Origin of the sequence: Microbacterium sp. I2 (assembly GCF_051364985.1) — a bacterium.
In the GTDB taxonomy this organism is placed as follows: domain Bacteria; phylum Actinomycetota; class Actinomycetes; order Actinomycetales; family Microbacteriaceae; genus Microbacterium.
Map to the genome: position 1 here is coordinate 326506 of NZ_JBLWIH010000009.1, position 12194 is coordinate 338699.

A 12194-nucleotide genomic window follows, 5' to 3' on the forward strand; every position below is an offset into this window, starting at 1 on the left:
CCGGTGTCGCGTCGCCGTCGCGGCCTTGGGAGTTCGGGCACGGTGACGGATGCCGCGGGCCTATCGGCACCCTCGGATCGGCCCTACGATGACGAGCACACGGCGGCGGAGTCAGTGCGTCCCGGTGCCGACGAGGTTCGGGAGGCAGCATGTGTCGCTGGCTGGCATACACCGGTGAGGCGCTGCAGCCGTCGACGCTCATCCTCGACGCGCAGCACTCGGTCGTGGCTATGTCGCTGAACTCTCCGCTGGGCGCCGAGACGGTCAACGGCGACGGGTTCGGGTTCGGCTGGTACCCGGCGGATGCGGCAGACTCCGCGCATCCGGCGGTCTTCCGCAGCATCGAGCCGGCGTGGAACGATCAGAACCTGCGCGAGGTGAGCTCGGCGGTGCGCAGCCCTCTCTTCTTCACGCACGTGCGCGCCGCCGCGGGCCCGCCGATCCAGCAGACGAACTGCCATCCGTTCCGGCACGAGCGCTGGCTCTTCATGCACAACGGCTTCATCGCCGGGTTCAGCCAGATCAAGCGCGACCTTCTGCTGGCCGTGGATCCGTCGCTGTTCCCCCTCCTTCAAGGGACGACCGATTCCGAAGTGCTGTTTCACCTGGCGCTCACCTACGCCCTCGAGGACGATCCGATTGCGGCGGTCGGCGCGGCGATCCGCCGAGTCGAGGAGGCCGGACACGCGGCCGGAGTGCAGTTCCCGATGCAGGGGACGGTCGCCGTGACGAATGGTGAGATCGTGTGGGCGTTCCGCTATTCGTCGCAAGGGCGCTCGCGGACCCTGTTCCACTCGGCAGATGTGCCGACTCTGCGGACGATGTACCCGGACGTCGAGCGTCTGTCGGCGTTCGGCGACCACGCGCAGGTCATCGTATCCGAGCCGCTGAACGACCTGCCGGGCGTGTTCCTCGAGGTTCCCGAGTCGGCGGTGGCGGTGCTCGACTCCACGGGGTATCACCACGCGGACTTCCTGCCCGCATAGGCGATCCGGCAGCCGGTGAGACGACGCCCTCCTGGTGTACCAGCGAGCTGAGCGACGTAGCATGGCGCCCACGGCTCGACGACGTGCCGGAGAAGGGCAGACCTTGGAAGCACAGACCTCACCGCTCGATGACCAGTACCTCCGGCGTTGCGTCGAGCTCGCGGAACTCGCACTCGAAGCCGGCGACGACCCGTTCGGCTCCGTGCTTGTCGACCGCGAGGGGGTCGCGCTCGCCGAAGCCGTGAACCGCGAGACGACCGACCGCGACCCGACCGCCCACCCCGAGCTTCACCTCGCGCAATGGGCGATCGCGAACCTGACGCCCGATCAGCGCGCGTCGTCGACCGTCTACACCTCAGGCGAGCATTGCCCGATGTGCGCGGCAGCGCACGCCTGGGCGGGCCTGGGACGGATCGTCGCCGCAGTCTCGAGCGAGCAGCTGGTGGGCTGGCGGGCATCGTGGGGACTGCCTGCCGGTCCGGTGCGCGCGCTGCCCGCCGCCTTCGTGGCCCCAGCAGTACCCGTCACCACGCCCGTGCCCGCATTCGAGCGGCAGATGTACGCGCTTCACGAGCGCGCTGCCCGGCGGGGCCAGGGAGGCTGAGGATCTAGCCCAGTTCGTCGGCGAGCAGGGACCGGTAGAGCTGCTGCGCCTCGGCGTGGACCTTGGCGCCCTTCTCCGTCACCCCGACGAACATCGAGCGACGATCGAATCCGCACTCCATGCGCTCCACGAGCCCGGCCTTCTGGAGCCGGTCGACGATGCGCGAGAGCGCGCTCTGCGTCATTGGCGTGCGCTGCACGAGATCACGCATCAGGCACGGGTCCTGCCGCTGTTCGGCGACCAGGTCGAGGATCTCGAACTCGCTGAGCCCGAGATCGCAGCGCTCATCGAGTGCCCGCTCGAGGACCGAGGCCGTCGAGAGATACGCGGACTGCAGCGATCGCCAGCGCTCGACCACATCGTTCTGAGCCATGCCCACATCGTATCCGAATTATTCATGTGCACGCATTACATGCAGCAGAATTCAATGTTGACGCAACCTATGACGAAGCATGTATCTTGACCGAGTGACTTCACCGACCGCGCGGATCACCCCCGCCATCACCCCCGCCTCCGGAGCGCAGCCCTGGACGACACGCACGTGGCTGCTGCTGCTCGTCGTCTGCATCGTCATCGCCCTCGATGGGCTCGACGTCTCGATGGTGGGCGTCGCGCTCCCCGCCATCGGAACCGAACTGTCGCTCGAGACCGGCACCCTGCAGTGGATGGTGTCGGCGTACGTGCTGGGCTACGGCAGTCTGCTCCTCCTGGGCGGGCGTCTGGCCGACCTGCTGGGCCGCCGCCGTATCCTCCTCATCGCCCTGGCCGTGTTCGCCGCGGCCTCCCTCGCGGGAGGTCTCGTGAGCGATCCCGCGATCGTCATCGCCTCGCGGTTCGTGAAGGGCATCGCGGCGGCGTTCACGGCGCCGGCCGCCTTCTCGCTGATCACGACCAACTTCGCCGAGGGGCCGTCGCGCAACCGGGCGATCTCGATCTTCACGACGTTCGCGGCGAGTGGGTTCTCCCTCGGATTGATCGTCGGCGGTCTGATGACGTCTCTCAGCTGGCGGTGGACGTTCCTGTTCTCCGTTCCGTTCGCCGTCACCGCGCTGGTGCTGGGACTGTTCTTCATCCCGCGGGATCGCGTCGCCAAGACCGGTGGCCACGACATCTGGGGTGCGCTGACGCTGGCCGTGGGCATGCTCACCCTGGTCTACACGGTGGTCTCCGCGCCGGAAGTGGGCTGGAGCTCGCTTCAGACGATCCTCGGACTCGTCGCAGCGGCTGTCGTGCTCGCGGCGTTCGCCATGATCGAACTGCGGGTGCGGCATCCGCTCATCCGTTTCGGCATCCTGCGCGAAGGCTTCGTCGCGCGGGCCAACATCAGCGCGATCGCCCTGTTCGGCTCGTATGTGAGCTTCCAGTTCATCCTCACGATCTACCTGCAGTCGGTGCTCGGGTGGCCGCCGCTGAGCATGGCCCTCGCGCTGCTGCCGGCGGGCCTGGTGGTCGTCGCCACGGCGCCGTTCGCAGACCGGTTGATCGACCGGTTCGGCTCACGGCTGCTCATCACGGTCGCCCTCGGCGCGCTCTCGCTCGGCTACCTGCTCTTCCTGCGAGTCGGCACCGATCCGCTGTACGCCGTCGACATCCTGCCGTCGGTCCTGCTGCTGGGTGCAGGTTTCGCGCTGGGCTTCCCCGCGATTCAGGAGCGCGCCACCGCGGGGATCTCGAACGACGAACAGGGTCTGGCCGCAGGCCTCGTACAGAGCAGCTCTCAGGTGGGCGCGGCGCTCGTACTCGCCGTGACGACGGCGCTCATCGCCGGCGGCGAGCACGCCGCGGATGCCAGTGCCGCGCAGATGCTCGACGCCTTCCGGCCAGGACTGGTGCTGTCGACGGCGGTCGCCCTCGCCGGGTTCGCGGTCGCCCTCGCACCGGCGCGGCGGGCCGCCCGGCGGAGGTAGGGGGCGGTCCGAGTCGGGCGAAGCCGGCCGCCGCATGTCGGCGGACGCGGATACCCTGCAGGCATGACCACGGACCAGCGGGTTCTCGACTGGCTGCTCGACTCGGACCCTGCCCTGCGCTGGCAAGTCCAACGCGATCTCGCCGGCGCTCCGCCCGAGGTGTGGGAGGCGACCCGAGCGCGCGTCGCGACGGAGGGATTCGGTGCCCGGCTGCTGGCCGAACAGGGCGACGACGGTCAGTGGGCGGGGGGAGCCTTCTTCCCGGCCGGCTTCTTCGGCAGCCCCGAGGCGGAGGAGCCCGGACAGCCCTGGGTCGCGACGACGTGGGTGCTGAAAGACCTGCGGGAATGGGGAGTGGATGCCGCGGCTCTCGCCGGAACCGCCGAGAAGCTCGCAGCGAACAGCCGGTGGGAGTACGACGACCTGCCGTACTGGGGCGGTGAGGTCGATGTCTGCATCAACTCCTACACGCTCGCAAGCGGTGCCTGGCTCGGTGCGGATGTGTCGCGACTGGTCGCCTGGTTCCCCGAGCACCGTCTCGCGGACGGCGGGTGGAACTGTGAGGCGGAGGAGGGGGACTCGGTGCGCTCGTCGTTCCACTCCACGCTCAACGCGGCGCGCGGCATCCTCGCGTACGAGCGGATGACCGGCGACACCTCGATGCGCGACGCCCGCCACAGCGGCGAGGAGTACCTGCTCTCGCGCCGCTTGATCTTCCGTGCGACGACCGGCGAGCCCGTGGGGGACTTCGTCAGTCGCTTCGTCTATCCGAACCGCCACCGCTACAGCGCCCTCGCGGCCCTGGACCACTTCCGCGATGTCGCCTTGCTCGAAGGCACGCCTCCCGACCCACGGCTCGCCGAGGCGGTGGAGCTCGTGCGATCCGCACGGCAGCCGGACGGCACCTGGCTGCAGACCACACCGCTCGCGGGCCGCGTCTGGTTCGACACCGACGTCGCCGAGGGCGAGCCCTCGCGGTGGCTCACGCTGATCGGCACGCGAGTGCTGGACTGGTGGGATGCCGCCGCCTGAAGCGGCGCGCGATGACCGGGCCGCGACATCCGTCACCCGTCGGGATCCGGCTACTCGACGAGCTTTCCCGCGACCGAGACCTCGTGCATGAGATCCGCGATGTGGGCGGGGATCGGCGGGATCTCCTCACGCACGACACCCGTCGTCGGCGACCACACGAGGTTGACCTGCAGCTCGGGGTCGAGCTGGGGGTAGTCGCTGCGGTTGTGGCAGCCTCGCGTCTCGCGCCGTTCCAGCGCCGCCTCGAGCGTGGCCCGCGCGGCCAGGGCGGCCGAGCGCAGGTCGAACGCGTGGGCGAGGTCGTGGTAGCCGGCGATGTCGGGGTGCACCCCGATGTCGGCCATGCGCGCCTCGATCGCATCGAGCTCGGCGAGCCCGGTCAGAAGCCCCTGTTCGTCGCGCACCACGCCGGCGTGCTCCGTCATGGTGTCGCGGATCGCACGCTGCAGCGCGCGCACGTTCTCGGTTCCGGATGCCGCGAGCAGCTGCGCGATCTCGGTCCGGGCCTGTTCGATCGCGGTCTTGGAGCGGATCTGCGCCGGAAGTGACGCGGAGTACTCGGCCGCGGCCTGACCGACGATGCGCCCGAACACCAGCAGCTCGATGAGCGAGTTGCCGCCGAGGCGGTTGGCGCCGTGGAGCCCCGACGATGCCTCGCCGATGGCGTAGAGGCCGGGCACGTCTGTGGAATGGTCGGAGGAGCGCACCCATACGCCGCCCATCGAGTAGTGCGCGGTCGGCGCGATCTCGATCGGCTCCTTGGTGATGTCGAGCATCTGCAGCTCGAGCATCGTCTGGTACACGCGGGGGAGGCGGGTCATGATGACCTCGCGGGGCAGGTGCGACACGTCCAGCCAGACGCCCCCGTTCGGCGTGCCGCGGCCCTCCTTGATCTCGGTGTAGCACGCGAGGGCCACGCGGTCGCGTGTCGAGAGCTCGAGCCGCTCAGGGTCGTACTTGTGCATGAATCGCTCGCCGAGGCCGTTGCGCAGGATGCCGCCCTCGCCGCGGGCGGCCTCGGAGATGAGCGTGCCGGCGGCGTTCTCGGGCTCGATGATGCCGCTGGGGTGGAACTGCACGAGCTCGGGGTCGCGTAGCCGGCCACCGGCCTCGACGGCGAGGCGGAACGAGTCACCGGTGTTCTCGTCGCGCCGTGACGACGTGCGGCGCCAGATGCGGTTGTGCCCGCCCGCGGCCAGGATGACGGCATCCGCGTGGATGAGGTAGCGCGTGCCGTCCTCGAGATCGAATCCGTACGCCCCGAACACGGCGCCGTCGTCGTTCACGAGGATGCGCGTGACGTACACCGTGTCGAGGATGGGCACCTGGAGCTGGGCGGCACGGTTGATGAGAGTCCGCTGGATCTCGAGGCCCGTGTAGTCGCCGGCGAACGCGGTGCGGCGGTAGGTGTGGGCGCCGAAGAAGCGCTGTGAGATGCGGCCGTCCTCCTCGCGGGCGAAGGGCATGCCGTAGCGCTCGAGGTCGTCGATGCCCTGGGCAGCGCCCTTCGTGACGGTCTCGACCGTCTCGGGGTTGGCGAGCAGGTAGCTCTCCTTGAGCGTGTCGGCCGCGTGCTGCTGCCAGGTGTCGGCGGCATCCATCGTGCCGAGGGCGGCGTTGATCCCGCCGGCGGCCAGGGAGGTGTGGGCGTCCGACTTGGGTCGCTTGCCGAGGGCCAGCACATCGACACCGGCTTCGGCCAGTTCGATGGCGGCTCGCAGCCCCGACCCGCCGGTGCCGATGACGAGGACGGTGGTGGACAGCTGACGTTCTGAAGTGGTCACCCTTAAACGCTAGGTTTCCGCATTCGATAACTCCAATGCATCTTTATCGTCATGTCGATAGCGTTAGGCTATATATATGAATCTCGAGCAGCTGCAGAGCTTCGTCACCGTCGCCCGCTTGGGCAACTTCACGCGCGCGGCCGAGCAGTTGCACCTCGCGCAGCCGTCGCTGAGCCGCCAGATCTCCGCGCTGGAGCAGGACCTGGGCGCCATGCTGTTCCATCGTGCACGGGGCGGCAGCACGCTGACCGCTGCCGGTGAGTCGCTCCTGCCGCTGGCCCGCCGCATGCTGGCCGATGCCGACTCGGTCCGACGCGAACTCGCCGAGATCGCTGGGCTCGAGCGGGGACGAGTGCGTCTCGGCGCGACGCCCACGCTCTGCGTCAGCCTCGTCGCCGAGGCGCTCAGCGTGTTCCACGCCGCTCACCCCGGCATCGACCTGCACCTCTCGGAACAGGGATCGCGGCGCCTGCTGGAGGAGCTGGCGGCCGGCGAAGTCGACCTCGCGCTGATCACGACCTCGGGCGGGGCATCCGTCGACCGCTTCGTCGTCGCGCCGCTGCTGGTGGAAGAGCTCGTCGTCGTCTCGTCGAGCGCCTCTCCTCCGCTGACGTCGAACGAGGTCATGCGGCTCGAGGAGGTCGCTCGTCTGCCGCAGATCGTCTTCAGTTCCACCTACGACCTCCGCCGGACGACCGATGCCGCCTTCCGCGCGGCCGGTCTCATGCCCGAGACGGCCATCGAGGGTGCGGAGATGGATGCCGTGCTCCGATTCGTCGAGCGGGGGATCGGAGTGGCCATCGTCCCGGCGATGGTGCTCATCGATCGACCGGGGCTGCGGTCGGTGCGGCTGGCCGAGCCGACGCTCACGCGGACGATCAGCATCGCACGCACAGCCGATATGGTGCCGTCGATCGCGGTCGAGGTCATGCAGCAGACCGTCGCCCGTACCGCCACGGCGCTGGCTGCCCGTGCCGGAGCGACCATGCGACTGGCGGATTCCACAGCCTGAACTATCGGCGGTGCGGCGGGGGCGGCACTTCCTTCGCGGCGATGATGTCGGCCACCGCGATGCGCTCGACACCGCGCTTGCCGTCGACGACGACGGTCTCGGCATCCGCGCTCAGCAGTTCGCCGAGCGCATCCGTCGCCTGTCCGGACGGCAGCCGGTAGCGAACGACCACCCGGTGCCCGGGCGCGGGCAGGTTCACCATGCGCCGGGGGCGTAGTCCTTGAGGAAGACGCCGAAGAGGTCTTCGCCGGCCTCGCCGCGCACGATCGGGTCGTACACGCGGGCGGCGCCGTCGACCAGGTCGAGCGGCGCGTGGAACCCCTCTTCGGCAAGGCGCACCTTGGTGGGGTGCGGGCGCTCGTCGGTGATCCAGCCGGTGTCGACGCTGGTCATGAGGATCCGGTCGGTCTCGAACATCTCGCGGGCGCTCGTGCGGGTGAGCATGTTGACCGCCGCCTTGGCCATGTTGGTGTGCGGATGCCCCGGCCCCTTGTATCCGCGACCGAAGACGCCCTCCATGGCGCTGACGTTGACCACGTAGGTGCGCCGGGCGCTGCTCGCCGCGAGCGACGCGCGCAGCCTGGACACGAGGAGGAACGGGGCAGTCGTGTTCGCCAGCTGCACTTCGAGCATCTCGAGCGGATCGACCTCGCCCACGCGCTGCGTCCACGAGTTGACGTGGTCGAGGTCGGGGATGAGCCCGCCGGCGTCGATCGCGGTGCCGGCAGCCAGGCGCTCGAGCGAGCTCGAACCTGCGGCCATCGCCTGCTCGGTCAGCTCGTCGGCGCGCGCCGCCGCGGCGGCGAGGATCGGGTGGGCGCTCACCGAGCGCTCGAGCGCGCGTGGGTGCTGATCGTTGGTGTGGCCGAACGTCACCAGCTCGGGAAGCGGCCCGTCGGGCAGCGGTGCGAGCTCGGCGTCGACGAGCGGCTGGTAGGCGCCCGGCGAGCGGCGCACCGTCTGCGTGGCGTTGTTGATCAGGATGTCGAGGCTGCCGGCGGCCGCGACGTCATCGGCGAGACCGATGACCTGGGCGGGATCGCGCAGGTCGATGCCGACGACCTTGAGTCGGTCGATCCACTCGGGGGCGTCCGGCAGGCTGCTGAAGCGGCGTACGGCATCGCGCGGGAACCGCGTGGTGATCGTCGTGTGCGCGCCGTCGCGGAGCAGCCGCAGCGCGATGTACATGCCGATCTTCGCGCGGCCGCCGGTGAGCAGCGCTCGCTTGCCCGTGAGGTCGGTGCGGGCCTCACGCTTGGCGTGGCTCATCGCCGCGCACTCGGGGCACAGCTGGTGGTAGAAGGCGTCGACGAGCGTATACGGCTGCTTGCAGATGTAGCACGCGCGCGCCTTGATCAGCGTGCCGGCGACGGGCGCCGTGGTGGAGGTGCTGATCGGGATGCCGCGCGTCTCGTCGTCGATGCGGTCCGCCGCGCCGGTGGCGGTGGCGGCGACGACGGCCTTGTCGGCCTGCGCGATCGCCTCGCGGATCTCGCGACGGCGCTCCTTCTTGACGGCCTTGAACATCTTCGCGGTGGCTTGGCGCACCGCGACGAAGTCCGGATGCGTCTCGTCCAGGCCCGCCATTCCGCCGAGGACCCGAAGGGTGACCTCGAGATCCGCCGGGTCGATGCCGCTCGGCGGGAGGTCGGAGGAGGCGGAGGTCTCGGGAGGCACACGCGATTCTACGTCGGCCCACATGGGCGGAGCCTGTTACCGTGCGACGGTGAGCTCTGTGAACACCGATCAGACCGCACCGCTGCGGATCCACGTCTCGGCTGCGGTCATCCTCGACGAGGACGGCCGGCTTCTGCTGGTGCGCAAGAACGGCACGACGGCGTTCATGCAGCCGGGTGGAAAGCCCGAACCCGGAGAGACCGCGAGCGAGACGCTGAGTCGCGAACTGGCCGAGGAACTGGGCATCCGGATCCCCCCGCACGACCTGCGTCCGCTGGGCGAGTTCACCGCCGCGGCGGCGAACGAGCCGGGCTTCCTCGTCGTCGCGGACGTCTTCGCCGCCGACCTGGGCGGGCAGAGCCCGCGTGTCGGCGCGGAGATCGCCGAGCTCTGCTGGGTCAGCCGAGCGGATGCCGGGACCTTGGAGATCGCGCCCCTGGCCCGGGAGAACTTCCTCCCCGGCTGAGGACGCCCCGAACCGCGGCATCCCCGAGCGCAATGAGATCGACCGTCGAGAGGAATCGCACATGACCACCGGTATCCCCGAGGTGATGAAGGCCGCCGTGTGGGACGGTGAACATGCGCGACTGCAGATCGAGCAGATCCCGACACCGGCGCCGCTGCAGGGCGAAGTGCTGATCGGGGTCGCCGCGTGCGGCGTCTGCCACACCGACCTGCACGTGCTGAAGGGCGAGGTGGCCTTTCCGGGTCCCGCCGTCCTCGGCCACGAGGTGAGCGGAGTGATCGCCGCGATCGGCGACGACGTCGAGGGGTTCGAGGTCGGCGACCGTGTGATCGGCGCCTTCATCATGCCGTGCGGCACGTGCGACCTCTGCCGCCGCGGCCGAGACGACATGTGCTCGACGTTCTTCCGTGAGAACCGGCTCGGCGGCAACCTGCTCGACGGCACATCGCGCCTGCGAAGGGCGGACGGGAGCCGCCTCTCCATGTACTCGATGGCCGGCCTCGCAGAGTACAGCGTGATCCCTGCGACGGCGATCACGCGGCTTCCAGAGGGGCTTCCGCTCGAGGAGTCAGCAGTCCTCGGGTGCGCCGCCTTCACCGCCTACGGTGCGCTCGCGGCCTCAGGTCTCGAGCCGGGTGAGTCGGTCGCGGTCGTTGCGACCGGCGGTGTGGGCTCGAGCATCGTGCAGCTCGCCTCCCACCTCGGCGCGGCACATGTCATCGCGATCGACGTCAACGACGAAAAGCTCGCCGCGGCGACCGAACTGGGCGCGACAGCCGTGGTCAACTCCGCGAGCTCGGATGCCGCTGCCGGCGTTCACGCGATCGTGCCCGGCGGTGTCGACGTGGTCTTCGAGGCGCTCGGGCGCAGCGAGACGTTCGAGCAGGCCATCGCGCTCCTGGCCGACGGTGGACGCATGGTCGCGGTCGGCATCGCGGCCGGTGCCGCCGTCGCCCGGGTGCCGATCACGCCGCTGGTGCGCCGCGGCTACACCGTTCGCGGCTCGTTCGGCGCCCGTACGCGGCGCGATCTGCCGCGGGTCGCCGCGCTCGCCGCGGAGGGCGGGTACGACGTCCACCGCGCCGTGACCCGGCGATTCTCGCTGGACGACGCGGATGCCGCCTACCAGGCACTCGCGCGGGGAGAGATCACCGGCCGCGCGATCATCGTGACCGGCTGAGCGAGCTCGCCCGTCGTCCCCACTGACAACGAGGAAGCGGGCCGGTATCTTCAGGGGCGTACCGAGCGGCTGCACCGCCCGCACTCGGTGCAGCCGAAGGAGACGGAGGCGAGCTCTATGACGATGGCATTGTCCTCGGTGGTGTGTGAGCGGCCCTGGGTCGGCCATCGGTCACCACTCCCGACAGATTGAGGTCACCATGGGTCATCTGATCTACGGGGTCGCCCCCGCGATCGCCATCGACGACTGGGCGCTGGAGCACTTGCGCTTCGTCATCGTCACCAAGCTCCGTCGCGACGAGAGTTTCAGCTTCAACTGGGAGAACGAGCCCGACGTCCACGGCGACGACGCTCGTGAGGCGCCGGGGATCTACGGCACGGTCTGGATCTCAAAGGGCTCTTCGCTCTACTTCAGCTTCGACAAGCCGCGGGCGCGCGACCTCAACAGAGCCTGGCTCGACGCGCTCGCTGCGTCCGCGAACAGCAGCAGCGGCCTACGGCTCGTACCTGAGCCGACCGTGCCGGATTAGCCGCCGGCGCCGGCTCAGCCGGTCGTGCGGAGCTGCCGGGGAGGCCGTCCGCTCGGCTCACGGGACAGCGAGCCCACGGTGCGCGACAGGGCGCCGCGCAGCCACACGATCGCAGGGTCGTCTTCGTCGCGAGGGTGCCAGTACATGCACTCGGTCATCGGCATCCTCAGCCCTTCGGGCATCTCGAAGACCGAGAGCCGGAGCGTGCGGGACGCCTTGGCCGCCAGCATCCGGGGCACCAGAGCGACCATCTCGGTGCCCGAGACCAGCAGGGGAAGCGCCGCGAGACCGAAAAGCCGCGCACCGACGATGTAGTCGACTCCTGCTCGCCGGAGGAGATCCTGCAGGTCGTCGTGATCGGGATCATTCAAGTAGGCGGTGGCGTGCGGCACGGCGGAGAGGTCGTTCACCGAGGGCTCCGGCGTCGAGAGGACGGAGTTGTCGGGGTCGGCGATGAGCACGAAGTCGTCCGTGAACAGCTCCTGGCTCCGCCCCGGAAGGTGAAAGCCCACGGGCCCCACGATCAGGTCGAGCTGACTGTACGGCGCGAGCGTGCCGTCGCGCACCGGCTGCGGCGCGAAGTCCACCGAGGCGCGGGGCGCGTCGACGGCCAGCGTGCGCAGCAGCGGGCCTGCCAGGATCGCGGTCATGTAGTCCGTCGCGCCGATCACGAATCGGCGTTCTGTCTGCGACGGATCGAACGACTCCTTTCGGTCGATCACCGGGTTCAGCTCGGCCACCGCGTGGGCCACGGCGGGGAGCAGGTCGCGCGCGAAGGGGGTGAGCTGCATCGTGCGCCCGGCGCGCACGAGCAGCTCGTCGTCGTAGTGGCGCCGCAGCCGTGCCAGTGCCGCGGAGGTCGCGGGCTGGCTCAGGTGCAGGCGCGCGGCCGCGCGGGTGACGCTGCGCTCCTCGAGCAGCACGAGCAGCGGGCGCAGCAGGTTGAGATCGAACGCCGGCACGTGGCTCCTCCCGTGCGCAAGAAACAGGCATGTATCCACGGCGTGGATATGACTC

At 69.7% G+C, this 12194-nt stretch carries 13 protein-coding genes; 8 read left to right on the forward strand and 5 right to left on the reverse strand.

What is annotated here, in order from left to right; genetic code table 11:
- Positions 1–149: 149 nt before the first annotated feature.
- Together ACLKM7_RS08570 and ACLKM7_RS08575 are read left to right on the forward strand one after the other, a co-directional pair.
- Complete coding sequence (locus tag ACLKM7_RS08570; protein WP_436446728.1) at positions 150–986, forward strand: class II glutamine amidotransferase; 837 nt, start codon at positions 150–152, stop codon at positions 984–986.
- A gap of 103 nt (positions 987–1089) precedes the next feature.
- Entirely contained in the window at positions 1090–1590 is a 501-nt protein-coding gene (locus ACLKM7_RS08575; protein WP_436446729.1) for a nucleoside deaminase, read from the forward strand.
- 4 nt (positions 1591–1594) lie between these two features.
- Here ACLKM7_RS08575 and ACLKM7_RS08580 read toward each other — a convergent pair whose 3' ends face one another.
- Positions 1595–1963: a MarR family winged helix-turn-helix transcriptional regulator gene (locus ACLKM7_RS08580; protein WP_436446730.1), complete on the reverse strand. Its 369-nt coding sequence runs from the start codon at positions 1961–1963 to the stop codon at positions 1595–1597.
- 94 nt (positions 1964–2057) lie between these two features.
- On the opposite strand from ACLKM7_RS08580, the gene ACLKM7_RS08585 reads away from it, so the two are divergent.
- Together ACLKM7_RS08585 and ACLKM7_RS08590 are read left to right on the forward strand one after the other, a co-directional pair.
- Positions 2058–3497, forward strand: coding sequence for an MFS transporter (locus tag ACLKM7_RS08585; protein ID WP_436446731.1), 1440 nt, complete (start codon positions 2058–2060; stop codon positions 3495–3497).
- 63 nt (positions 3498–3560) lie between these two features.
- Positions 3561–4529, forward strand: a complete 969-nt coding sequence (locus tag ACLKM7_RS08590; protein WP_436446732.1) for a squalene cyclase — start codon at positions 3561–3563, stop codon at positions 4527–4529.
- Positions 4530–4579: 50 nt separating this feature from the next.
- On the opposite strand, the gene ACLKM7_RS08595 is transcribed toward ACLKM7_RS08590, so the two are convergent.
- Positions 4580–6313: an FAD-dependent oxidoreductase gene (locus ACLKM7_RS08595; protein WP_436446733.1), complete on the reverse strand. Its 1734-nt coding sequence runs from the start codon at positions 6311–6313 to the stop codon at positions 4580–4582.
- A 76-nt stretch (positions 6314–6389) separates the two neighbouring features.
- On the opposite strand from ACLKM7_RS08595, the gene ACLKM7_RS08600 reads away from it, so the two are divergent.
- The gene (locus ACLKM7_RS08600; protein ID WP_436446734.1) at positions 6390–7325 is read left to right on the forward strand and encodes a LysR family transcriptional regulator; all 936 of its coding nucleotides are present in this window, start codon (positions 6390–6392) and stop codon (positions 7323–7325) included.
- A gap of 1 nt (position 7326) precedes the next feature.
- Here the strand turns inward: ACLKM7_RS08600 and ACLKM7_RS08605 are convergent, their stop codons facing one another.
- Together ACLKM7_RS08605 and ACLKM7_RS08610 are read right to left on the reverse strand one after the other, a co-directional pair.
- Complete coding sequence (locus tag ACLKM7_RS08605; RefSeq protein WP_436446735.1) at positions 7327–7527, reverse strand: putative acetyltransferase; 201 nt, start codon at positions 7525–7527, stop codon at positions 7327–7329.
- On the reverse strand, positions 7521–9026 hold the full coding sequence (locus ACLKM7_RS08610; RefSeq protein WP_436446736.1) for an SDR family NAD(P)-dependent oxidoreductase: 1506 nt from the start codon (positions 9024–9026) through the stop codon (positions 7521–7523). The genes ACLKM7_RS08605 and ACLKM7_RS08610 overlap by 7 nt, the downstream gene beginning before the upstream one ends.
- A 34-nt stretch (positions 9027–9060) precedes the next feature.
- Here ACLKM7_RS08610 and ACLKM7_RS08615 point away from each other — a divergent pair, with 34 nt between their 5' ends.
- The 3 genes from ACLKM7_RS08615 to ACLKM7_RS08625 all read left to right on the forward strand — a co-directional run bounded on the left by ACLKM7_RS08615 (position 9061) and on the right by ACLKM7_RS08625 (position 11177).
- Complete coding sequence (locus ACLKM7_RS08615) at positions 9061–9468, forward strand: NUDIX hydrolase (protein ID WP_436446895.1); 408 nt, start codon at positions 9061–9063, stop codon at positions 9466–9468.
- Positions 9469–9529: 61 nt separating this feature from the next.
- Entirely contained in the window at positions 9530–10648 is a 1119-nt protein-coding gene (locus ACLKM7_RS08620; protein WP_436446737.1) for a zinc-binding dehydrogenase, read from the forward strand.
- Positions 10649–10847: 199 nt separating this feature from the next.
- Positions 10848–11177: a DUF7882 family protein gene (locus ACLKM7_RS08625; protein ID WP_436446739.1), complete on the forward strand. Its 330-nt coding sequence runs from the start codon at positions 10848–10850 to the stop codon at positions 11175–11177.
- 14 nt (positions 11178–11191) lie between these two features.
- Here ACLKM7_RS08625 and ACLKM7_RS08630 read toward each other — a convergent pair whose 3' ends face one another.
- On the reverse strand, positions 11192–12139 hold the full coding sequence (locus ACLKM7_RS08630; protein ID WP_436446743.1) for a LysR family transcriptional regulator: 948 nt from the start codon (positions 12137–12139) through the stop codon (positions 11192–11194).
- Positions 12140–12194: the final 55 nt, after the last annotated feature.

Coding starts and splice junctions, on each gene's coding strand:
- ACLKM7_RS08605 (WP_436446735.1), bottom strand. CDS start 7,527: ATGGTGAACCTGCCCGCGCCCGGGCACCGGGTGGTCGTTCGCTACCGG.
- ACLKM7_RS08570 (WP_436446728.1), top strand. CDS start 150: ATGTGTCGCTGGCTGGCATACACCGGTGAGGCGCTGCAGCCGTCGACG.
- ACLKM7_RS08600 (WP_436446734.1), top strand. CDS start 6,390: ATGAATCTCGAGCAGCTGCAGAGCTTCGTCACCGTCGCCCGCTTGGGC.
- ACLKM7_RS08590 (WP_436446732.1), top strand. CDS start 3,561: ATGACCACGGACCAGCGGGTTCTCGACTGGCTGCTCGACTCGGACCCT.
- ACLKM7_RS08580 (WP_436446730.1), bottom strand. CDS start 1,963: ATGGCTCAGAACGATGTGGTCGAGCGCTGGCGATCGCTGCAGTCCGCG.
- ACLKM7_RS08610 (WP_436446736.1), bottom strand. CDS start 9,026: ATGTGGGCCGACGTAGAATCGCGTGTGCCTCCCGAGACCTCCGCCTCC.
- ACLKM7_RS08625 (WP_436446739.1), top strand. CDS start 10,848: ATGGGTCATCTGATCTACGGGGTCGCCCCCGCGATCGCCATCGACGAC.
- ACLKM7_RS08620 (WP_436446737.1), top strand. CDS start 9,530: ATGACCACCGGTATCCCCGAGGTGATGAAGGCCGCCGTGTGGGACGGT.